Raw genomic sequence first — 21,388 nt, 5'->3', positions numbered from 1 at the left:
AACAAACACCTCAACAAACACCTCCCCGCCGAGCGAAAAACCAAAATGCAGTTCAAACTGAACTTCGCTCGCTAAGCAGCTTTGCAACTTACCGATGAGCCGCTGATTTTCACTTTTGAGGGCCAGAAGTAAACTTACCCAAATCCGGATTGATAGGGGCCGCTGGACCATGAACCCTAGCGATAATCGCGCCAGGTTATTGGTCTGACTCACGGGACAATCGATCTGGGACCAAGCTTTCAAGCAAACCTGGCGCGAGACAAAATTGTTCCAACGCGAGGTGATGTGAAATGAACATGTTTTCAATGGCCCTTTTGTCCAAACGCGCGCTTACGGTTTCCGGCGCCTGTTGGATTGCGGCAGCGGCGGGCGCGACCGACTTGCCCAAGCCAGAGGGGCTGCAACAGATCGTCGATGATACGGCCAAGTGGGAACACGTACATTCCGCCCAGTGCTTCACCGAAGGTATCGCAAGTGACGCGGACGGAAATGTCTATTTCAGCGATATTGCTTCAACGGCAGATTGCTCGGACGCGGGGCATCAAGAAGGAACGATCCTGAAATTTGATGCGGGTCAAAACGCGGTTTCAGTATTTCGCTCGCCCAGCGGCCAGTCGAACGGGTTGATCATTGGTAACAACGGAGACCTCTTTGTGGCGCAAGGTGCCGATTTTGGCGGCCGTCGCGTTTCGCGAATTGATGCAGAAACCGGACGATCGCATGTGGTGGCACACAGCTATCAGGGTCGGCGGTTGAACTCGCCCAATGACCTGACGATTGGGCCGGATGGTTTGATCTATTTTACAGACCCGAGATACAGCGGTCATGAATCAATCGAGCAACCAATTCAGGGTGTGTATCGTATTGAAAATGATGGCAACGCAACTCTGGTAGTTGCAGATGCTGTCAAACCGAACGGTCTTGCGTTTTCACCGGATGGCAGCAAGCTGTATGTCGCTGCTGCAAATGACAACAGTTCAACGGATTACAGCCGACATGTGAAGGATCAGCCGGTTCATGCGGGCCTGATGGCTGTCCTGGAATATCCGGTAAACGATGACGGCAGTGTTGGCCCCCGCAAAATTCTCGTTGACTATGAGGGCGTAAATACTTTGGGCCCCGACGGGATAAACGTCGATGCCTCGGGTAACTTGTATGTTGCCCTGTTCGGAGTGGATGAGCCGGGGATTTATGTCTATGCGCCGGATGGCCAGCAGATTGGCCGTTTCCCGACCGGCGACGTCTGGCCAACCAATACAGAATTTGTCCGCCAACCGGACGGAGCTAACTTCCTGTATATGACTGGGGGTGCGGATTTGTATCGCATTCGCCTGAAGTAACGAACGCAATGCCTGGGGTCCACGCAAGGAAGGCGTGGACCCCGTCGAGGCGGTTCAGGTTTTGCGGGCCAGCTTCAGAACGGCGTTGGCGGCAGCGATGTCTTCCAGACCTAACCCAATGGACCGAAAGAACACTGGCCGATCACTGCCGGGCAGCGGGCAATTATCTGTTGCAAGCTCTGCCAGATCGCCCTTGATCTCGCTGGCGGACCAACCGTTTTCTTGTGCAGCCAGAACCATTTCCCCTGCGGAGGCAGGCGTGGTTTCACGGTAATCGCAATAGACTTGTGCTTGCGAAAGCCAGGCTGGATCAACCTCATGGGCGCGGGCGACGTTGGTGCTGATTGATGTCACCAGAGCGCCGGGTTGCACAGCTTTGGTATCAATCACCGGGGTGCCCGACGATGTACACAACATCACCACATCCGCGTCTTTAGTGCAGTTTTCAGCGCTGTCGCTGAACTGTACATTTGCGGACAAACTGCGCCATTCTGCCTTTCGGCCCGCGTTCGCCTCCAGCCCCGGAGAGAAGACACGCACCTCGTCCCACTCCCGCAGGCTTTGTACGTGGCGGAAATGGGCTTGTGCAACGGCTCCACTGCCGATGATTGCCAGTTTGTGGGCCTCTTTCTTAGCAAGGAAATCTACGGCCAATGCTGTTGTGCCTGCTGTGCGCTCTGTCGTGAGTTGCCCTGCGTCGCACAAAAGCAGAGGCAGACCAGTTTCCATGGACATCAGAAGGGTCCAGGCTGTGATGATCGGCTTTCCCCCGGTAACCAGATAGGGTGACAATTTGGCGCCGAAAGTTGCGGCCTGCGCCTGCGCCCCGAGATAGGTGATATAGTCGCCGCGATCATCGGGAAACAGGGTCAGTGTTTGCGCCGGTTGCGCGGCCTGTTTGTGACCAAGTTCCGCGAACATACTGCGCAGTTCGGTGACCAGATCAATACGCGGTATCAGGTCCGCAATCTGTTCAGCGTTCAGGATGATAGGAGTGTCGGGCATGTTTTTGTCCTTCAACATAGGGTCTGGATCAGGCGAGTCAGAAAAGTCTGGCCTTGTTGCAGTTGTTTGGCAGAAATGAATTCATCCGGCCCGTGGGCCTGTTCGATGCTGCCCGGACCACAGATCACGGTAGAGTATCCGGTAGCCTGAAAATGCCCGGCTTCTGTCTGGTATGAGACGAACCGGTCATCGTTGTCACCTGTCAGGCCGCGCACCAGTTGCGCTGCTGTGCCTTGGGGTTCCGGGTTTAGTGCGGGTATGTTCTCGGGCACTTCGACAACGATATGGGCATCACCATGTTGCGCCTTCATTGCGCTTTGTGCGACTTGAACAATGTTCTGATAGCGCGCCACCCAATCCGCGCCGGTTTCGGGTGGGACAAAGCGTATGTCGCTTTCCAGAACGCAGGTCTCGGGGATCGTGTTCAACGCGATACCGCCATGAATTGTGCCAACCTGGGCTGTTGAATAAGGCGGTGTGAAGCCATTCGGCGACGTCCGCGCCGCATGCTTTGTAGTTTCATCCTTATGCCATTGGATCAATGTGGCAGCAGCTTCGATCGCCGAGACGCCAAGATCCGGGCGCGACGAATGTGCCGCCTTGCCGGTGATCGTCGTTGTCAAACCAAGCCCGCCTTTGTGGCCGGTGACCAAACCCATCATGCTGGGTTCGCCGACGATCACTGATGATGCGCGGGGCAGGTGATCTTGCAGTGCCTGCAGGATCGGCTGTGTGCCGAGACAGCCGATTTCTTCGTCAAAGGAAAAGGCAAACTGTATTGGGCGAACCAGCGGGGCAGCGGCCATCTGAGGAACGGCTGCCAATACAAGGGCCAGAAACCCCTTCATATCGCAGGTTCCGCGTCCGTAGTAATCACCGCCTCTGCAGGTCAACGTCCAAGGGTCAGAAGCCCAGTTCTGCCCTTCCACGGGTACGACATCCGTATGACCGGACAGCAATACGCCGCCGTCGACTTGTGGCCCTATATGTGCAATCAGCCCCAGCTTGTTGCCCGAGGCGTCGGGCACAAGGTGGAAACTGACTTTTTGGCGGTTCAAAAGGGCAGAAATATACTCGATCAGATCGGTGTTAGAGCGGTGCGAAACAGTAGGAAAGCGGACCAGCTGTTCCAGTATTTCAAGCTCTGCGCTCAGATCACGGATCATTTCGCAACGGCCCGGAGGTCATTGTAGACCGTCGCACGGCTGACGCCCAATAGTCTGGCGACATAGGCGGCGGCATTGCGCTCGGCCAATGCGTTTGAGGTCTCCAGCGCATTGACCAGTGCGCGCCGATCTTCGCGATCAAGCGAGTCCACACGCGTGTTGCGATGTGCGCACCAGTCGCTGACAAAGACATTCAGGCGCTCGTGCCAGTCATTGCGAAACAGTGAATCCGGCTGCGCGGAAGCGACCTGTGCCGGTTGCAGATTGCGCACCAATTGGCTGAGCTGTTGCAGGTCTGCCTGATCGTGATTGATGCACAGGACAAGTCTTGCAATTCCTGCTTCGTCGCGGAGCACAACGCTGATCGATCTGAGTATGCTGCCGTCCCAATTCACCTTTTCATAGGGGCCGATTACGGTTTCACCGGGCCGAAATTCGGTTTCATGCATATTCGACGGATCGCCCGGTTTGCGCTGCGAAAACGGGTTTTCGATCGAGGCAATGGAATCCGTGTCGAGGTCGTGGAGCACGACCTCGACACGGTTGCCAAATAGCATTGGAATCGCGCGGGTTAGTGCCTCTGCGTTTGCCCTTAGGTCCTGCATCTTAGCGACCTGCCAGAATGTTACCTGTCAGGTCATTGAGCAGGGACAGTCCTTCACGCAAGTGGTCTTCGGGTAGGGCCGAACTGAACCGAAAGTGGTTTTCTACGCCGAAACGCGATCCGGGGATCACCAAAATGTCTTTCTCTTTCAACAGCCGCATCGCCAGGTTCTCGGATGATATGGGCAGGTCGAAACGGACAAAGGACATGGCCGATGCCTTTGGCGGTACGACGTCGTAGACACCGGGGTGCCAGGCCAGTTCATCCGTCAGAACATCAAAACCTGTCCGGATTAATTGTCGCGCACGGGATTTTAGCTTGGACCGCGTTGGTTCCGCCAGAGCGATATCAGCCAATTCCATCGACAGCATCGATGCCGCGATCGACGCGTATTCGTGGCGCCGCCAGCTTTGGGTGATGACGTCTTCGGGCCCGACAAGCCAACCCAGTCGCAGGCCCGGCAGGCCGTAAGCCTTGGACATGGAATTGACGATCAGAACCTTGTCATAACTGCCCCAGAAAGACGGTGTTTCTGCGTCGCCTTGACGCTCGGTTCCGGCATAGACCTCATCCGCCACGATCCAGGCACCCACGCGGTTTGCCGCGTCTATGATCGCAGCGCGGTCTTGGTCGGAAATGACCTGACCAGTCGGGTTGTTCGGGTTGACGACATGGATGATGCGGGTTTTGTCATCCACTGCATTGTTCAAGCCATCTTGGTCGATTGCCCAGCTATCGGCCTCGACCAGATCGACCCAGCGCACTTCGTTCCCACGGTTTCGGGCATTGCCCGAAATCTGTTCATAGGTGGGGCGGAAACAGATCACGTTGTCGCCGTGCTGCAAAAGCGTATTTGCGACCAGGGTATTGGCTTCGGTTGCGCCCACCGTAATCATAACACCGTCTGATGACGCGCCGGGATAGAAGCCGGCGATGGTATCGCGCAGCGATTGCTTTCCGTTGACTTGCGGGTAATCCAACATGGTTTGCATCAATTGCGACATGTCCAGATCGGCCAGATCGACAAGGCCCTGCAGCGACATCGGGTGTACGCCACTTTCTGAGAAATTGTAGACGACCCCGTGCTCAAGCTCTGAGAGGAATTGTTCGACTTGGAAGGGCGCGAAAGATGCGAGTGTCATGAGGTGGCCGTCTCCTGATATCAGCATGGGATTTGACGAAAACATCAAAATTAGATAGTTCAGTCTAATCACGCGGTCAAGGCTCCGATTGAGCGGGCAACAGTTAAACAGATATTAAGGGCTTTCACGGCCTGAAGGACCAAAGCAAGCTAACCATGAATAACAGTCCGAAAGACCACACAAGATTTCAGGATGTTGACCTGAAACTGTTCCATGTTTTCGCCAAGGTCGTCGAAGCGGGGGGTCTGTCCAGCGCCCAATATGATCTGAACATGAGCCTTTCGGCGATCAGTACCGCGATCTCGAATCTGGAAACGCGATTGGGTTTCCGCGTCTGCGAAAGAGGGCGCAGCGGCTTTCAGGTCACAGAAGGCGGTCATCTGGTTTATTCTCAGCTCAGCCACCTCAATTCAGCGCTTAACCGATTTGAAAGCTCGTTGGATGCGTTCAAGGGGGATATGCGGGGTCAGTTCATCGTCGCTATGGATGACGGAATTCTGACCAATCTGAGATGCCCGATTTACAAGGTGATCAGATCTTTCATCACCAGCTTCCCGGACATTGATCTTCATATGTCGATCATGACTGCACCAAGAATGGAAAGGGCCTTGCTAAATGATGAGTTGAACGTGGCCATTGGTCCGTTCCTCGAAATCTCGAATGCGCTCGAGTCGGTGGTGGTTCACAGTGAAAAACAATTGTTATGTTGCGGCCGTGGGCACCCCGCATATGGGGTCGAGGACAAGGACGCGCTGGCAGAAGTCGTGTCGAGATCCGAATATTCCGCGCGAAAATACGACGATGCCAAGCACAACGCCCCGTCTGGCTCACCGTCCGAGACGACTACGGCGTCTACCGTCGAGGCCATGTTGGGTATGGTTTTAAGCGGAAAGTACCTTGGCTACTTGCCACGTCATGTTTGCGAGCGTTGGATCGAAAACGCGGAAATTTGGCCGTTAGATCCGAAAACCTATTCGTACAATACGGATATCAAGGTCGCATTTAGGCGGCAACGTAAGGATCGCCGTGCTGAGAAGTTTCTGGCGGCGCTAAACGAAGTACAAAAAATCTAAGCAACGTCACTTCTGACGGACAAGAGTACACTTTTGCATCTTGGGGTTCTTACATCGGCTTCCCCGGAACATATTGAGCAAAACCAAAGGACGACCTCATGGGAAACTTGCCACCTGTGTGTGCGGCATCCGTGACACCGGTCGACGTGACCGGATCTGTAGACACCCCCAAACTAGCGGCACATTGCCGTTGGTTGCTGGATAACGGGTGCGATGGCATTGTTCTTTTTGGGACAACTGGTGAGGCGGCATCATTCGGAATCGGTGAAAGACAAGCCGTTCTGGAAGCGATGCTCGCGTCCGGTATCCAGGCGGATCAGTTGGTGATTGGTACCGGTTGCTGCTCGGTCGAAGATACAGTGGTTCTTAGCCGACACGCTTTGCAGCAGGGATGCGCAGGGGTGTTGGTTCACCCGCCATATTTTTTTCGCCCGGCTTCCAACGCCGGTATTCTAGCATTCTTTGTCGGAGTGGTTGAGGCTTTGGGCAGCGACGCCTGCGGCCTGATCCTTTATCACTTCCCCGAAGCAACAGGCGCCCCAATAAGCCAGACACTTATCAGACAATTGACTGATCGTTATCCCGGTGTTTTTGTTGGGATAAAGGATAGCACTGGCTGCCTTGAGGATATGCTTGCAGTGGTCCAGCGGTTTCCTGAACTAAAGGTATTTACCGGGGATGATCACTTGCTTTGGCCGCTGCTTGAAGCCGGAGGACATGGGGCTATAACTGCGACTGCGAATCTTGTGCCAAACTTGCTGGCGCAAGTCCGGGAGGACTGGCCATCGAAAAGCGAAGCGGTGTGTACTGCACACGAGAAACTCTCGCTTCTATGGGAGGACGTGTTGCTGAAATTTCCTGTGAGTGAAGCGGTGAAAGACGTAATCGCCTCAGTCTCCGGCGACGAAGGATGGCGGGCGTTGCGTCCTCCGCTTTTGCCGCTTTCGGCACCCCGTAACGCGCAGCTTGTTCAATTGACAGCACCGTTTGAAATTCAGTTTCCCGAAGGGCTTGGGAGAGAGGCATAGCATGATCGAACCGTCAGATTTTCCCACCCTTCAAGACATTATGAGCGCGCGCAAGCGGATTGATCCGATCGTCCGACGAACCCCGTTGATATTCTCGGAGTATTTGTCGGAACGCGCCGGGTATGAGATTTGGCTCAAGCTTGAGAATTTGCAGAAAACAGGTAGTTTCAAGATACGCGGGGCCTCGAACCGTATTCTGCAAATGACTGACGATGAGCGCGAACGCGGTATCATCGCCGTGTCCAGCGGCAACCACGGACGCGCCGTGGCCTATCTTGCGAAACGCTTGGGCATCTCGGCGAAGATTGTGGTTTGTGACCTTTGTCCTGAAAACAAGCGCGCCGCCATGCGATCTTACGGGGCAGAGGTCATCGTTTACGGTGACACCCAGGATGACGCCCAGGCGCATGCCGATCAGCTAATCGCGAGCGAAGGCTATACTTGGGCGGACCCTTATGACGATCTGCGGGTGATTGCAGGGCAGGGCACGATCGCACTGGAGGCTTTTGCCGATCTGCCGGATGCGGACACAATCATTGCCCCATTGTCGGGTGGGGGCCTATTGTCGGGCATCGCCTTGGCGTCCAAGGCAATATCGCCGAATGTGTCAGTTATTGGTTCGTCCATGGAGATCGAGCCGGGCATGGTGCGAAGCCTAGAAGCAGGTAAGCCCGTACATGTGGAAGAACACCCAAGCCTGGCCAGCAGTATTACCGGCGCGATTGGACTTCGGAACCAGTGCACGTTTCCCATTATCCGAGATCTGATGGACCATGCTGTTCTTGTCTCCGAAGAAAGCCTCACCAGTGAGATGCGGCGTTTTGCAGACCATGAGGGCATGATTGTCGAAGGCGGTTCGATCACGTCCGTTCTGGCGGCGTTATCCCCTGGCGTCAAAGATCGAAATCCGAAGAGGGCAATCGTAGTGATGAGCGGGCGAAACATCGACCTCGGTACATTTTATCGTGTCACGCAAGGAAATGAGGGCGAAAGCTGAGCCACTTGGGAACCGTCCAACCATGCCTGAGGTGACGGTAGTCTTTGAAAATTCACCTGCTTGAGTTCTATCCCGCCGCGATACTAAAACTTGGGCTTAAAGCTCTGCTCGATTATCGTTTCCAAAATGCGCTGAGCGCGGGACAGGCGGACCCCAACGGGGAAGGCCGCCTCAAATACTGCATCATAGGAAAACTGTTCCGGACAAATCTGCCTCATCCGACCGGCCTCGAGATATGATTTTGCACATTGGGCGGGCAAGTGACCTAGAGACTGCCCTGACAAGATGGCCGCTGCGATGCCATCCATATTACCGCTGTGGATGTTTTCCTGCGCGGGTTTCAGGCCACCTGGCCGTAATGAACCCCCGTAATAGGATCGCGATGCGTAGTCATAGGATTCAATGTCAGCAGGATCAGCTTGGGGGGCATCGAACAGGGGATGACCGACACCGCAATACAATGCCTGCTGTTCTTTGAACAACGAAACATACCTTAGCCCGGGCGCATGGTTGGGGAAGGTGTGAATGCCCATATGAAGCTTTTGCTCTAATATCCGGCGCTCAATCTCTAGCGGCTCCATAACGCGCAGATGCAGTTTGACCTGAGGCATTGCGTCTCGCAGGTCAGACAGGATGCGATCCATCGGGAAATCTTCGTTTCCTAAGAGAGCATCAGCAGTGGCAATCTGCAGCTGGCCTGTAATCTCACCACGCACGCTGTTGGCCCGTGCGACAAATGTCTGGCAATCCCGCAACAGCTCGGTCGCTATCTGATAGATTTCATGCCCTTCTTCGGTCAGCGCGAAACCAGCGCGTCCACGACGGCACAGACGCATGCCCAATCGTGTTTCCAGATCGTTCATCTGTGTGCTGATTGTCGACTGGCTGACGTTCAGGGCAATTTGTGCGCGAGAAAACCCTCCGGCTTCAGCTACGGCAACAAAGACACGCAAAAGATGAAGGTCCGGGGTGGAAATCGACGTGAGCATTCAGTTCCTACGATCTTTATAGATGTAATCATTGTTTATCATGTGTTGTCTGGCGGTAATCAAGCGTGATTTCTGTCTTTCAAAGACAACATAGGGTTATTCTCGTGACAAAATTCGTTCCACCTTCATCGCCCGACATGTTCGCCCCGCGTTACAGCGGGTTGGCTACGTTCATGCGTGCCCCGGTTGCACAGTCGCTGGCGGACGTGGACATTGGCATTTTGGGTATCCCCTATGATGGGGCCCTGACCAACCGCCCCGGCGCGCGCCATGGCCCGCGCGAAGTGCGCAACCAATCAAGCCTGATGCGTGCCATCAACCACGCAACGCGCATCAACCCGTATGAGCTGTGCCGTGTCGCGGATGTTGGCGATGTGCCCTTTCAATCCGCATTTGACATTGAAGCAAGCCACAAGGACATCGCAGAGTTTGCAGCAACCTTAGTCGCGGCGGATGTCATGCCGTTATCCTGCGGGGGGGATCACTCGGTAACTCTGCCGCTGCTGCGCGCAGTTGCCGCAGAACCGGTGGCTTTGATCCACATCGACGCGCACACCGACACATGGGACAGTTTCCAGGGATCCAAGTTCAACCATGGCGCACCTTTCAGACGCGCGCATGAAGAAAATCTGATCGACCCCAGCAAGACGGTTCAGATTGGTATACGCGGGGCGCAAAATGTTTCCGAAGGCTGGGACTATTCCGAACAAGCCGGAATGCGCGTCATGTTCATCGAAGAGGTTCAGCAACGCGGTATTGCCGCTATCGTCGAAGAGACACGAAAAATCGTCGGAGATAGCCCTGTTTACCTGAGTTTTGACATCGATAGTATCGACCCGGCCTTTGCTCCCGGGACTGGTACGCCTGAAGTGGCAGGCCTTACGACCGCTGAAGCGATTGCACTGATCCGAGGGTTCCGTGAACTGAACTATGTTGGGGCTGATGTTGTCGAAATATCTCCTCCGTTTGATGTGGGTGGTGTTACGGCGCTGGCTGGTGCCACGGTGATGTATGAGCTGCTTTGCGTATTGGCTGAAGCGCGCGGCAAAAGGTAACCACGTGATGACCCAAACCACGATAGCTGTGGCCGATCAGGGCGGATTGAGTGGCGCGTATGTTCCAGTATCTACCGACGACGCCAATGGTTTTCTGCAAGATCACTATGGTTTCCGCGGCGCGTTGCGCAGGTTCGAAACCGAAAAGGACGATACGTTCAAAGTAACCTGTGAGGATGGGTGCAAGTACGTTCTGAAAATCGCCAACCCCAGCGAGCCGCTGGAAGAGATTGATTTTCAAACCTGCTTGATGCGCCATGCTGCGCAACGTGATCCTGCCCTTCGCATTCCCAAGACAATTGAAACAACTGACGGGCGGGATTTTGTTCCTGTCACCGATAAAGGCGGGCACGAACGGGTGGTCCGTGTTCTGAGCTATCTGGAAGGTGTTCCTTTGGATTCGACGGAATCCAACCCCCGCGAACGAGTTGAAATTGGTAAGGTTCTGGCCCGAATGCGTTTGGCAACCGAAGGGTTCAGCCATCCTGGTGCCGCACGACAATATGCATGGGATGTGCAACACTTGCTGACCCTGGAACATCTGCTTGGGCATGTCGAGGATACCACTCAGCGCGCAGCGCTTGAGCAAGGGATTGATCGCTTCCGCAACATCGAGCCAGTTTTGCGACAGTGTCGGCGACAGGTGCTGCACAATGATTTCAGCAAATCTAATATTGTGGTTGATCATAACCAGGACGAATTTGTCATGGGTATCATCGACTTCGGGGACTCGGTCAAAACAGCGATCGCCGTGGATGTGGCGACGGCACTGCTTAATCAATTGCCGCAGGGGCCGTATGACGACCTGCTTTATCGCGGCCGGGATGTTCTGAGCGGTTATCTTCAGGTGACTGAGTTGACCGATGATGAACTTGCATTGATCCCGCATCTTGTCATGGCTCGCGTTGTCACGCGTGCCTTGCTGACCCTGTGGCGGGCCAAGATGTTCCCCGAAAACACGCGCTATATCATGCGCAACACCTATCAAGGCTGGCATCAGCTGGACTGGTTTCTGGCGCGCAGCCCGGATCAGGTTTCCGGTCTCTTGATGTCTTTTTCCGGTCAGAAAGGATGATCGCCATGACAACCGCTCAAAAATCTTCCAAACGCGGGAAGATGGTAAACGGGTTCGATCCGGCCAATGCCGACAATCTTGACACCCGCACGCGCGCGTTCGTCGAGCGCAGGAGCCGCTTGTTGGGCCCGGCCTATAGATTGTTCTATTCAAACCCGGTCGAGTTCAGCCGAGCCAATGGCGTCTTTATGTACGATTCAGAAGGGAACGAATATCTGGACGCGTATAACAATGTGGTTTCAGTGGGCCACTGCCACCCGCATGTGAATGCCGCGATCGCCAGGCAGATGGATGTCATGTGTACCCACACCCGTTACATGCAGGATGGTATACTGGACTTTGCCGAGATGTTGCTGGCCACGTTCGAGCCCGAGATCGAACATGTCATGTTCACGTGTACCGGGTCCGAGGCAAACGATCTGGCCCTACGCATGGCAAAGCACCACACTGGCAATCAGGGCATCATCGTTACCTCAGAAGCTTATCATGGAAACTCAGAACTGACGGCCGGGTTTTCGCCATCTATGGGTGAGAATTCACCTCTGGGCACATGGGTCCGCCGCGTCCCCGCACCTGATACTTACCGCGTTGACACAGCGGATATGGGCGAATGGCTGGCAGCGCGGGTTCAAGAGCAAATAGACGACCTGCACAGACGGGGTCAGGGATTAGCGGCTTTTGTTGCGGATACGCTTTTTACCTCGGATGGTATTTTTCCCCAAAATGCAAACATGCTGAAGCCGGTCATCGACGTCGTTCACAACGCCGGTGGTGTCTTTGTAGCAGATGAAGTGCAATGTGGATTTGCCCGAACCGGCACGCATATGTGGGGATATCAGCGCCATGGTGTGGTGCCGGATATCGTGTCGTTGGGAAAACCCATGGGGAACGGTTATCCGGTTGCGGGTATCGCCATTCGGCCTGAAGTTGCTGCGCGTTTCGGACATGACATGCGCTATTTCAATACGTTTGGTGGTAACACCGTGGCTATGGCAGCCGCAAAAGCGACGTTGGAGGTTATCCAGAATGAGGGTCTCCAAGCCAATTGCAACCGGGTGGGTAGTGTCATGCTGGAAGGGTTGCGTGATATAGCAGCCCGTCATTCGGGCATCGGTGATGTGCGCGGCACCGGGTTGTACATGGGCGTGGAAATGGTGAAAGACCCCGAGACCAAAGTTCCCGACAGCCCCAGAGCCCTGGCACTTGTCAACAAGATGCGTGAGCAGCGTATTCTGATTTCCGCCACTGCGTTCAATGCCAATGTCTTGAAAATACGACCACATCTGACATTTTCGGAAGACAACGCCACCAGATTTCTGACTGGGTTCGAGGATGCCTTAAAGGCAGTTTCCTAGGGTCGAACCCACTGATCACAAAGCAAGCGATCCGGCGAAATGCCGGACCTTTGATTGAGCGGTTGCGCAGGGGAACCTTGAGCAACTGCTTAACATGGCGAGCATCTACAATACATCTGCTGGTTACTTCTAAAGAAATAGATGTAAAGTAAACAATTCCCATATTTTTCCCTACTATTTGACCGTGTCTCATATCGGAACGAAGTGGCCGTCAGAGCCATCCCTTTTCCAACAAGGAGACCAAGACATGCTAGACCACTCGATTTCCAAGGCAGCCAGAAGGGCCCTGTTGGCCCCGGCTGTTATTGCGATCGCTGCGAACATGACCCCTGGCGCGGCCCAGGCAGAGGACAGCATAAGCTGTATTTTCCCATTCTGGTTCGGCTTTGCACCCGTATTCGTGGCACAGGAAGAGGGTTATTTTGAAAGCGAAGGCCTAACCGTAAGCACAGCCTTTGACAATGATCGCGCCAACGTGTTGCCGGCGATGGCGAATGGCTCGATCGAGTGCACGATGCGGACCATCGGTGAAAGCATGTCGCGCCCACGCCAGCCTGATACAACCGGAACTGTGATCGGCACCATCGATATCTCGGTCGGGGCTGATGGCGTTGTGGCGTCACAGGAAATCCAGTCGGTCGAAGATCTGATCGGCAAGACCATGGCCGGTGAGATCAACCATCCCGGGACGACCTTGATCCAGCATGCGTTGTCAGAGAAGGGCAAAAGCATAAAAGACGTCAACATTCAGCTGATTGCCACCGACGACTCGGCTGCGGTTTTTGAAGATCCTAACGTCTCGGCCGTGGCAACCTGGGAACCGATGATGGGGTCCATCGTCAAAAATACGTCGCGCGAAGGGGCGCACTTGCTTTTGACCTCGGCGGATTATGAGGGTCTGATCACTGATGTGATCATTGTTCGCACCGAAGACCTGCAGGAGAACCCCGAGAAATACGCGAAATTCCTGCGCGGGATCTATCGTGCCATTGATCTCTACAACGCTGATCCGGACAAGTTTATCGCGATCTCGGCCCCCGCTTTCGATGTTCCGGCCGCGGAAATGAAAGAGGCGCTGGCTGGAGTGAAATACACCTCCTTTGAGGAAAGCGTTGATTATCTGCCGTCTTCAGCCGGTGATGGTAAGTTAAAAGAGGTCTTTGACTCTTTCAACGACATCAACGTGGTGCTGGATCTTCAAAACGCACCGCTTGACTACCAACCCTTTGTCGATGGCTCGGTTCTGGACGGGCTGTTCGATGGGCAAACGCGATAACGCTCCGGCGACGCCCCGGCGCGGATTGCGCCGGGGTCACCACCACTCTGATTTCTTTTCCCGAAAGGCCTAAGCGTGTTCAAGTCTCTGTTCGCTTTTCGCAAACCCCTAAGTCGCCGAACGGACCTGGCCTTGGGAATAATCGGCTTTGCCCTGTTCCTGTGCGCCTGGGAGGTTACGGCACGATCCGGTGCGATCCGTCCTGAGTTCCTGCCGTCACCCGTCGCCGTCGTTCAGGCCTTCATCGGCTTGTTTGTCGAGCGCGACTTTTCGTCTGACATCGTGATCAGTGTCGGACGTGTTTGGTTTGCTTTCTTACTGTCGATGATCGTGGCAATCCCACTGGGTCTTTTGATGAGTACCTACAGGTTTGTAGGTGCGATCCTTGAGCCCTTTGTCGATTTCGTCCGGTATCTTCCTGTGCCAGCGCTTGTCCCACTGCTGGTAATCTGGTTCGGCGTGGGCGAAACATCCAAGATTGCAGTGTTGTGGATGGGTACGTTCTTTCAACTGATCCTGATGATTTCTGATGACACCAAGCGCGTTCCGGTTGAATTCATTGAATCCGGTCAAACCCTTGGTGGAAGCAACGGGCAGATCATGCGGCACGTCATAATTCCCGCAGCCTTGCCCAACATGGTCGACAGTCTTCGCATTACGATGGGGTGGTGCTGGACATATCTGATCGTTGCGGAAATCGTGGCAGCGAATTCCGGGATCGGCCACGTAATCTGGTCATTGCGACGCTTTGTTAAAACACCCGAAGTGATGGCTGGTATCATTACGATCGGGATCATAGGCCTCTTGACGGATCAGGCTTTCCGTTATGCCCACGCCCGTCTGTTCTCATATCTGCGCAGGTAACCCATGGATAACTTCATCGAAATAAAGGATGTCGCCAAGACCTACTGGTCTGACGATGGGACGTCGGAAACCAAAGTTGTTCTGCCATTGTCTATGACGATTGCAGAAGGCGAAATGGTGATGTTTTTGGGGCCGTCAGGTTGTGGCAAAACAACTTTGATGCGTATCGTCGGTGGGCTTGAGACACCGGATCAGGGAACCATTCATCTACATGGTGATCGGCTTGCCGGGCCAGACCGGAGACGTGGAATGGTGTTTCAGTCATACTCGTCTTATCCGTGGCTTTCCGTGCGCGACAACATCAAGTTCGGCACCCGCTATCGCAAGGATATCACCGCGCAGGAAAAGGAAGAGGTGACGGACCATTATTTGAATATGGTCGGGCTGGCGCAGTATGCCGGTTTCTACACCAATCGCATATCAGGTGGAATGAGACAGCGTGTTGCGATTGCGCGAACTCTGGCCTCTTCTCCGGATGTTCTGTTGATGGATGAACCGTTTGGGGCGTTGGATGCCCAAACACGAGAGTACCTGCAATTCCAGCTTATGGACATCAACAAGGCAGAGAAGAAAACTACGATCTTCGTGACCCACGACGTGGAAGAGGCGATCCTGCTGGCCAATCGCATCGTTATCTTTTCGTCCCGACCAGCACGCGTGGTCCGCGAAATACACGTGGACGAGATTCTGCCGATGGAAAGCCGACGCAACGGCACTGCCGATATGGACCGGTTTTTCAAACTGCGCGCCGAGATTCTGGATATCATTCGCGCCGAATACGCGCATACGCTTGAAGGGGTGTGAGATGGCGGCTGAACTGTCCGGAAAGCATGTGGTCGTTACCGGTGCCAATCGGGGAATTGGTCTGGGGTTGGCGCAAGGGTTTCTTGACGCGGGGGCCGACGTTACGATTGTGGCGCTAGAGGATGATGTAGAGGAGGTGGCCGAAAAGCTGTCCGGCGATTATGGGCGGCAGGTCGGGCATGTAAAATGCGATATCTCGGATCTTGGGCAGGTTATGGCGCTGTGTGCGTCAGTGGATCGGGTTGATGTGCTGATCAACAATGCAGGGTTCGAATACATCACCCCGATCACCGACCCGGCAGATCATGTAGATGAGGTCTTTCGCCAGATTATCGAGACCAATGTGATTGGCACGTTTTCGGTGACGCGGCATTTGCTTGATAAGATCCCGGATGGTGGTCGGATCGTGAACACGGCGTCCATGTGGGGTAAAACAGCGGTTGCAGAATTCAGCGCATACTGCGCCTCCAAACATGCGGTGATCGGGTTGACGCGCTCCCTGGCGCAAGAACTTGCGCCGCGTGACATTTCGGTAAACGCTGTCTGTCCCGGCTGGGTGCGCACTGTGGCGTCGATGCGTTCACTGTCCTTCATGGCTGCTCGGCAAAACCGAACCGAGGCTGATCTGCTGGATGAAATTGTTTCAGCTCAGGCGTTGGGCGGCTTGATGGAGCCTGCGGATATGGTTGCCATGTATGTCTTTCTGGCCGGGCCTGCTGCATCAAACATAACCGGGCAATCTTTTACGGTTGATCGAGGAGAGTTGATGCAATGACCAACGAGCTTGAGGGCAAAGTCGCTTTGGTCACGGGGGCGGCGCAAGGCATCGGCGCAGCAGTCGTTCGCGCGCTGGCCGGGGCAGGCGCGACCGTGATCGCCACTGATATCCGCGATTTGAACCAAACCTGCTTAGGGGTCGCGCGGACACGGGGTGTGACATGCGATGTGTCTGATCCGGCAAGTGTCGACCGGCTGTTTCACTCGATCGCCGAAACCGAGGGCCGTCTGGATCTGGCTGTCAATGCGGCTGGTATCCTGTCCGAGGGACGGCTGGTGGATATGGATGTTTCGGAATTTGACCGGCTTATTTCGATCAATTTGCGGGGGTCTTTCTTGATCGCTCAAGGGGCTGCAAGAATGATGGCGGGGTCTGGTTCGGGTCGGATTATCCTTGTTGCCTCGGAACTCGCATATCTGGGCCGTGCCGATTTTTCGGCATACTGCGCGTCCAAAGCGGGCGTCGTCGGGTTGACCCGATCTCTGGCGCGCGAGTTGGCCCCGAGTATCACCGTCAATTCGGTTGCTCCCGGACCGGTTGATACACCGATGCTTGGGGTCGAAAATATGTCTCAGGACTGGATCGAAAAGGAATTCGATGTGCCGTTGGGGCGGATCGGCCGCCCCGAAGAAATCGGCGGTCTGGTGCGTTTCCTATGCGGACCAGATGCAGGGTTTTTTACAGGACAGACGCTCAGCCCGAATGGCGGCGCCGTTATGATTTAAGGAGAAACACCCATGCAACTTGCAAGACCCGTTCCATGGCCCAACGGGGCCAAGGTCGCCTGTGCAATTACACTGGATATGGACGCGGACAGCTTGGTTCATATTCATCACGGTAGCAACGCGCAGAACAAATTGTCGGCCACGTCAATGCTGCGCTATGGGCCCGAGGTCGCGGTGCCCCGCATACTTGAAACTTTTCGGAACTTCGATCTGAAGCAGAGCTTCTTTATTCCGGCCTGGTGCATCGAAAACCACGCTAAAACAGTCGAGGCTATCGTCGAGGACGGCCACGAAATTGGCTATCATGGCTATATTCACGAAGCGCCGAACAGTTTGTCCGAGGCACTAGAATACGATTGGATGTGCCGCTCGATCGAGATTATCGAAAAGCACACAGGCAAACGCCCGCGTGGCAATCGTTCGCCGCTTTACCATATGTCTGCTAAAACGCCCGACTTCCTGGCGAAAGAGGGGTTTTTATATGATACGTCGCTGATGGGTGACGACGTACCCTATATTCTGGAAACGGGTCAGGGGGATTTGCTGGAGTTGCCAGTTAGCTGGGCAACGGATGACTGGCCGCCCTACGTTCATGCACCTGATCTGAACTATATGTTTGCACCACAAGCGCCAGACCGGGCTATGGAAATATTCATGGCTGAATTTGAAGCACTCCGGCACTCCCCCGGAGGATTGTGGATTTCCGTCTGGCACCCCTTTGTCAGCGGGCGATTGTCACGCTGGCAAAGGGTCGAAAAGATGATGGAGTACATGGTTGGAACCGGCGATGTCTGGTTCGCCACACTTGAGGAAATCGCCTTGCACATTCAGGGCCTTGAGGCTGACGAGCGATACACACCGCGCCGGGATCGGCTGCCGTACTCCAAGGGTGTTCAGGTGCCAGAGGAATTACTGGGCAAAAGCTAGTGGAATTCAGGCCGTGCTCGGTTTCCGATTTTGGGTCAGATTTTCGATTCCCTCTATGGCCAAATCAAACCCAACACTTCATGACCTGCTCAGGTTTGGCTTCTGGAGACTTTTAGGATGACCGGTGTTTATACCCTTGATGAGATCAACGCGGTTCTGCCCGAGGTTGATGTGGTCGAGGAAATTGCCAAAGGGTTTGTAGCCTTTTCTCTTGGTGACGTCGAAGTGCCGCCAGTAGGAGAGCTGTTGTTTCCCGAGAACTCGGGTGAATTGCACATCAAATATGGTGCAATTCGTGGTGATGATCTCTGTGTGATCAAGGTAGCAACGGGGTTCTATGACAACCCCAAACTCGGCATGCCACCCTTTGGAGGTTGCATGATCGCCGTCAGTCAGAAAACCGGAAGGATTGAGGCTGTTCTGCTTGAAGAAGGTGAATTGACCAATCATCGCACCGCCGCAGCCGGAGCGGTGGCCGCCCGAACTTTGGCCCCAAGCGATCCGAAAGTGATCGGAATTGTTGGCAGCGGGGAGCAGGCCCGGCTTCAGGCGGATTATTTGCGACGGGTCACGGGCTGTCGTGACCTGACGATCTGGGCGCGAAAGCATGACTCGGTTGGCGCTGCAGCCGCGGACATGACCGCGATGGGGTACGAGGTAACCGTTTCTGCCACACTTGCGGAATTGTGCGACAAATCTCGGCTTATTGTCACTACCACACCTGCAGAGCAGCCGTTGCTGCAGGCGGATATGATCCGCCCGGGCACGCATATCACGGCGATGGGATCGGACACGCCCGAAAAAACGGAAATCGCACCTGCGATCCTTGCGATGGCAGATGTAGTGGTCGCAGACAGCCTGGTACAATGTGACCTGCGTGGTGAGATTTACCAGGCGCGCCGTGCGGGTATTCCGCTTCAGGGCAAGGCGATCGAGTTGGGGAATGTAATTGCGGGTCGATCGATCGGGCGACAAAGTGATGATCAGGTCACGATTGCTGATCTGACTGGTGTTGCGGTCCAAGATATCGCTATTGCGAAGGCTGTTCTTGGACGGCTCTAAATCGCTTGAAGAAATAGGATTGGCACGAACTGCGAAGGGTAGGACGGAAGGTGGCCTTTGATGAGAAGGTCAGCATCTGCTAAAAAGCTGTATTTTTTGAAGTTGAATGACCTGACATGAAATCATAGGTAATGAGTTCACTTGTCTTAAGGAAGAACTTGAACCGAAATGATCACTTTCCGAACAGTCGCCTTTTCTGCCCTTCTTGCAATAGTGCATTCGACCCCTTTGCTGGCAGATTCCGGCTCTGTTTTTGAGTTGCTGGAACAAGGAAATACCGAAGCAGTTTCACAGGTAATCAAGGGCGATCCGGCCGCTTTGCAGGCACGCAACGCTTCCGGCGACACCCTGCTGCTGATAGCGGCGCGTGAAGGTGACATGAAAGCAGTTCAGATGCTTCTTGACGCTGGTGCCGACGTAAATGCACTGAACAACAGCCGCCGCGATATCCTGAATATTGCCGTGACGACAAGGAACCCCGAACTGGCGCGCATGGCTTTGGCCGCAGGTGCGGATGCTACAATGATTACATCCGTTTACGAAGGTTCGGCGCTTATCTACGGATCGGCGAAAGGGCAGGACGAGATCGTTGAAATGCTGTTGGCAGCAGGAGCACCTGTAGACCGGGTCAACAACATCGGCTGGACCGCGTTGCTGGAGGTAGTGATACTTGGCGACGGCTCTGGACCTTATGTCCGCATCACAAAGATGCTTTTGGATGCAGGCGCTGACAAAACCATAGCGGATAAAGATGGTCGTACCCCGCTGGATCACGCCAAGGCACGTGGACATCACAATTTGGCAAATCTGCTAAGTGACTAGATTGCTTCCTTGAGTTTTCTGATTGTGGCCACCGCGATTTTCCCCGTGGAACGCCACCACACCTTACCTTAACACCCGATCCCTGTGACAAAGCCCGTTGGTGCAAATTAAATGGTACAACATACAATCTTGATTTTCGATCCGAACGATTTGGGTTGGTCAAGTGACAACACGCCTGGAGACCCTTTCGAGGGCTCCTTTATGTTCGATGCGGGCAATACCTCTGGGATTTCGCTGGTCCTGGATGACCTGGATGGTGACCCCAATCTGGATGATGGGGGCAACCAGAACGGTGAAATTTTCGATGGTAACGAACTTTTGGTCAGTTTCGGGGGTGATACGTCCAATGCCGGGCTGGACGTCAACTCTAATGACCGTTTCACCGTGACAGGCTCTGACGGATCAAGTTTTGAAGGCACATGGGTGGCCTTTGGGGACGGAATCCCTGTGAGTTCGATTTCGGACATTCTGGACGAAAACGGAAACCCGCTCGACGGTTCAAGCTTAACAAATTTGATAGGTGGTGGGTATTTCGCATTTACCCAGCCACTTGTCGATGGTGGCACCTACACGCTTGATGCCTCGAACCCGTTGGGCTCTATCTCTTACGCTAGCCTTATTTGTTTCGCCCGTGGCACAATGATCGAAACCTTTGACGGTGAGTGTCCGGTCGAGGATTTGAAAGAAGGCGATCTGGTTTTGACTATGGATAGCGGATATCAGCCCATCAGCTGGGTAGGTTCACGCAAGCTTGACCGAATTGACCTTGAGTACAATCCAAAGCTAAAGCCAATCATCATTCACACTGATGCGCTGGGTGAGGGCTTTCCAAAGCAGGATTTGATTGTCTCTCCGCAGCACCGCATCTTGGTGCGCTCATCCATTGCAGAGCGGATGTTCAAGACCGATGAAGTCCTTATTCCTGCAAATAAACTGATTGCCATCGACGGGATTGAAACGCAGAACGATTGTCCTGACGGGATAGAATATTTTCACATCCTTTTTAAGGATCATCAAATCGTTTACTCTAACGGTGCGCCAACGGAAAGTTTGTTCACCGGACCCGAAGCGCTAAAGTCCATGTCTCCTGAAGCGCGCAAAGAGATCACATTAATCTTTCCGGACATTTGTGTCCCAGATACCGCCCCCGCCGTGCGTTATGTTCCTGAGAAAGGCAAGCTCATGAAGCGACTTGCAGAGCGGCATCACAAGAATAACAAACCGCTCATGTCCCGGCTACCTTAGCGCCTAAAAATGCCCGGGCAGGCATAGAACCTGATCTGAAATGGCAAACCATAAAA

Annotated in this window: 22 protein-coding genes; 16 read left to right on the top strand and 6 right to left on the bottom strand. The window is 54.3% G+C overall.

Annotation, left to right across the window (positions count from 1 at the left end):
- Positions 1-213 (bottom strand): hypothetical protein (locus tag Q1B46_RS20780; protein WP_299951589.1); only part of this gene is annotated, 213 nt, incomplete at its 3' end.
- Positions 214-290: 77 nt separating this feature from the next.
- Between Q1B46_RS20780 and Q1B46_RS20775 the strand changes: the two genes are divergently transcribed.
- Positions 291-1,340, top strand: a complete 1,050-nt coding sequence (locus Q1B46_RS20775; RefSeq protein WP_299951587.1) for an SMP-30/gluconolactonase/LRE family protein — start codon at positions 291-293, stop codon at positions 1,338-1,340.
- A gap of 54 nt (positions 1,341-1,394) precedes the next feature.
- On the opposite strand, the gene Q1B46_RS20770 is transcribed toward Q1B46_RS20775, so the two are convergent.
- Genes Q1B46_RS20770 through Q1B46_RS20755 form a run of 4 tightly spaced genes read right to left on the bottom strand, consistent with a single transcriptional unit; the run spans position 1,395 to position 5,257 of the window.
- A complete protein-coding gene (locus Q1B46_RS20770) occupies positions 1,395-2,345 on the bottom strand; it encodes an ornithine cyclodeaminase family protein (RefSeq protein ID WP_299951585.1) in 951 nt (316 codons plus the stop codon).
- 11 nt (positions 2,346-2,356) lie between these two features.
- Complete coding sequence (argE, locus tag Q1B46_RS20765) at positions 2,357-3,511, bottom strand: acetylornithine deacetylase (protein WP_299951583.1); 1,155 nt, start codon at positions 3,509-3,511, stop codon at positions 2,357-2,359.
- On the bottom strand, positions 3,508-4,116 hold the full coding sequence (locus Q1B46_RS20760; protein ID WP_299951582.1) for a PAS domain-containing protein: 609 nt from the start codon (positions 4,114-4,116) through the stop codon (positions 3,508-3,510). Before Q1B46_RS20760 ends, argE begins: the two co-directional genes overlap by 4 nt.
- Position 4,117: 1 nt before the next feature.
- Positions 4,118-5,257: an aminotransferase class I/II-fold pyridoxal phosphate-dependent enzyme gene (locus tag Q1B46_RS20755; protein ID WP_299951580.1), complete on the bottom strand. Its 1,140-nt coding sequence runs from the start codon at positions 5,255-5,257 to the stop codon at positions 4,118-4,120.
- A gap of 155 nt (positions 5,258-5,412) precedes the next feature.
- On the opposite strand from Q1B46_RS20755, the gene Q1B46_RS20750 reads away from it, so the two are divergent.
- The 3 genes from Q1B46_RS20750 (at position 5,413) to Q1B46_RS20740 (ending at position 8,355) form a co-directional block, all read left to right on the top strand.
- A complete protein-coding gene (locus tag Q1B46_RS20750) occupies positions 5,413-6,330 on the top strand; it encodes a LysR family transcriptional regulator (RefSeq protein WP_299951578.1) in 918 nt (305 codons plus the stop codon).
- A 98-nt stretch (positions 6,331-6,428) separates the two neighbouring features.
- Positions 6,429-7,358: a dihydrodipicolinate synthase family protein gene (locus Q1B46_RS20745; RefSeq protein ID WP_299951576.1), complete on the top strand. Its 930-nt coding sequence runs from the start codon at positions 6,429-6,431 to the stop codon at positions 7,356-7,358.
- Position 7,359: 1 nt separating this feature from the next.
- Positions 7,360-8,355, top strand: coding sequence for a pyridoxal-phosphate dependent enzyme (locus tag Q1B46_RS20740; protein ID WP_299951574.1), 996 nt, complete (start codon positions 7,360-7,362; stop codon positions 8,353-8,355).
- Positions 8,356-8,438: 83 nt separating this feature from the next.
- On the opposite strand, the gene Q1B46_RS20735 is transcribed toward Q1B46_RS20740, so the two are convergent.
- Entirely contained in the window at positions 8,439-9,344 is a 906-nt protein-coding gene (locus Q1B46_RS20735) for a LysR family transcriptional regulator (protein ID WP_299951572.1), read from the bottom strand.
- A 104-nt stretch (positions 9,345-9,448) separates the two neighbouring features.
- On the opposite strand from Q1B46_RS20735, the gene speB reads away from it, so the two are divergent.
- The 12 genes from speB to Q1B46_RS20675 all read left to right on the top strand — a co-directional run bounded on the left by speB (position 9,449) and on the right by Q1B46_RS20675 (position 21,332).
- A complete protein-coding gene (gene speB / locus Q1B46_RS20730) occupies positions 9,449-10,399 on the top strand; it encodes an agmatinase (RefSeq protein WP_299951571.1) in 951 nt (316 codons plus the stop codon).
- A gap of 7 nt (positions 10,400-10,406) precedes the next feature.
- A complete protein-coding gene (locus tag Q1B46_RS20725; protein WP_299951569.1) occupies positions 10,407-11,474 on the top strand; it encodes a phosphotransferase in 1,068 nt (355 codons plus the stop codon).
- A 5-nt stretch (positions 11,475-11,479) separates the two neighbouring features.
- Positions 11,480-12,829, top strand: coding sequence for an aspartate aminotransferase family protein (locus Q1B46_RS20720; protein ID WP_299951567.1), 1,350 nt, complete (start codon positions 11,480-11,482; stop codon positions 12,827-12,829).
- 247 nt (positions 12,830-13,076) lie between these two features.
- Positions 13,077-14,105, top strand: coding sequence for an ABC transporter substrate-binding protein (locus tag Q1B46_RS20715; RefSeq protein ID WP_299951565.1), 1,029 nt, complete (start codon positions 13,077-13,079; stop codon positions 14,103-14,105).
- Positions 14,106-14,237: 132 nt separating this feature from the next.
- On the top strand, positions 14,238-14,969 hold the full coding sequence (locus tag Q1B46_RS20710; protein ID WP_299951563.1) for an ABC transporter permease: 732 nt from the start codon (positions 14,238-14,240) through the stop codon (positions 14,967-14,969).
- Between the two features lie 3 nt (positions 14,970-14,972).
- Complete coding sequence (locus Q1B46_RS20705; protein WP_299951561.1) at positions 14,973-15,773, top strand: ABC transporter ATP-binding protein; 801 nt, start codon at positions 14,973-14,975, stop codon at positions 15,771-15,773.
- A gap of 1 nt (position 15,774) precedes the next feature.
- Positions 15,775-16,548, top strand: coding sequence for an SDR family oxidoreductase (locus tag Q1B46_RS20700; RefSeq protein ID WP_299951558.1), 774 nt, complete (start codon positions 15,775-15,777; stop codon positions 16,546-16,548).
- Positions 16,545-17,276 carry an SDR family oxidoreductase gene (locus Q1B46_RS20695; protein ID WP_299951555.1) on the top strand — a complete coding sequence of 244 codons (732 nt, stop codon included), beginning with the start codon at positions 16,545-16,547 and terminating at the stop codon, positions 17,274-17,276. The genes Q1B46_RS20700 and Q1B46_RS20695 overlap by 4 nt, the downstream gene beginning before the upstream one ends.
- A 12-nt stretch (positions 17,277-17,288) precedes the next feature.
- Complete coding sequence (locus Q1B46_RS20690) at positions 17,289-18,203, top strand: polysaccharide deacetylase (protein WP_299951552.1); 915 nt, start codon at positions 17,289-17,291, stop codon at positions 18,201-18,203.
- A 117-nt stretch (positions 18,204-18,320) separates the two neighbouring features.
- On the top strand, positions 18,321-19,265 hold the full coding sequence (locus tag Q1B46_RS20685) for an ornithine cyclodeaminase family protein (RefSeq protein ID WP_299951549.1): 945 nt from the start codon (positions 18,321-18,323) through the stop codon (positions 19,263-19,265).
- Positions 19,266-19,433: 168 nt separating this feature from the next.
- Entirely contained in the window at positions 19,434-20,087 is a 654-nt protein-coding gene (locus Q1B46_RS20680; RefSeq protein ID WP_299951546.1) for an ankyrin repeat domain-containing protein, read from the top strand.
- A 111-nt stretch (positions 20,088-20,198) separates the two neighbouring features.
- Entirely contained in the window at positions 20,199-21,332 is a 1,134-nt protein-coding gene (locus tag Q1B46_RS20675; protein ID WP_299951543.1) for a Hint domain-containing protein, read from the top strand.
- Positions 21,333-21,388 lie beyond the last annotated feature (56 nt).

It is taken from the genome of uncultured Ruegeria sp., from assembly GCF_947500045.1.
Taxonomy (GTDB): Bacteria; Pseudomonadota; Alphaproteobacteria; order Rhodobacterales; family Rhodobacteraceae; genus Ruegeria.
Note: the sequence above shows the minus strand (reverse complement) of the source record. Positions and strands in the feature narration are given on the sequence as shown.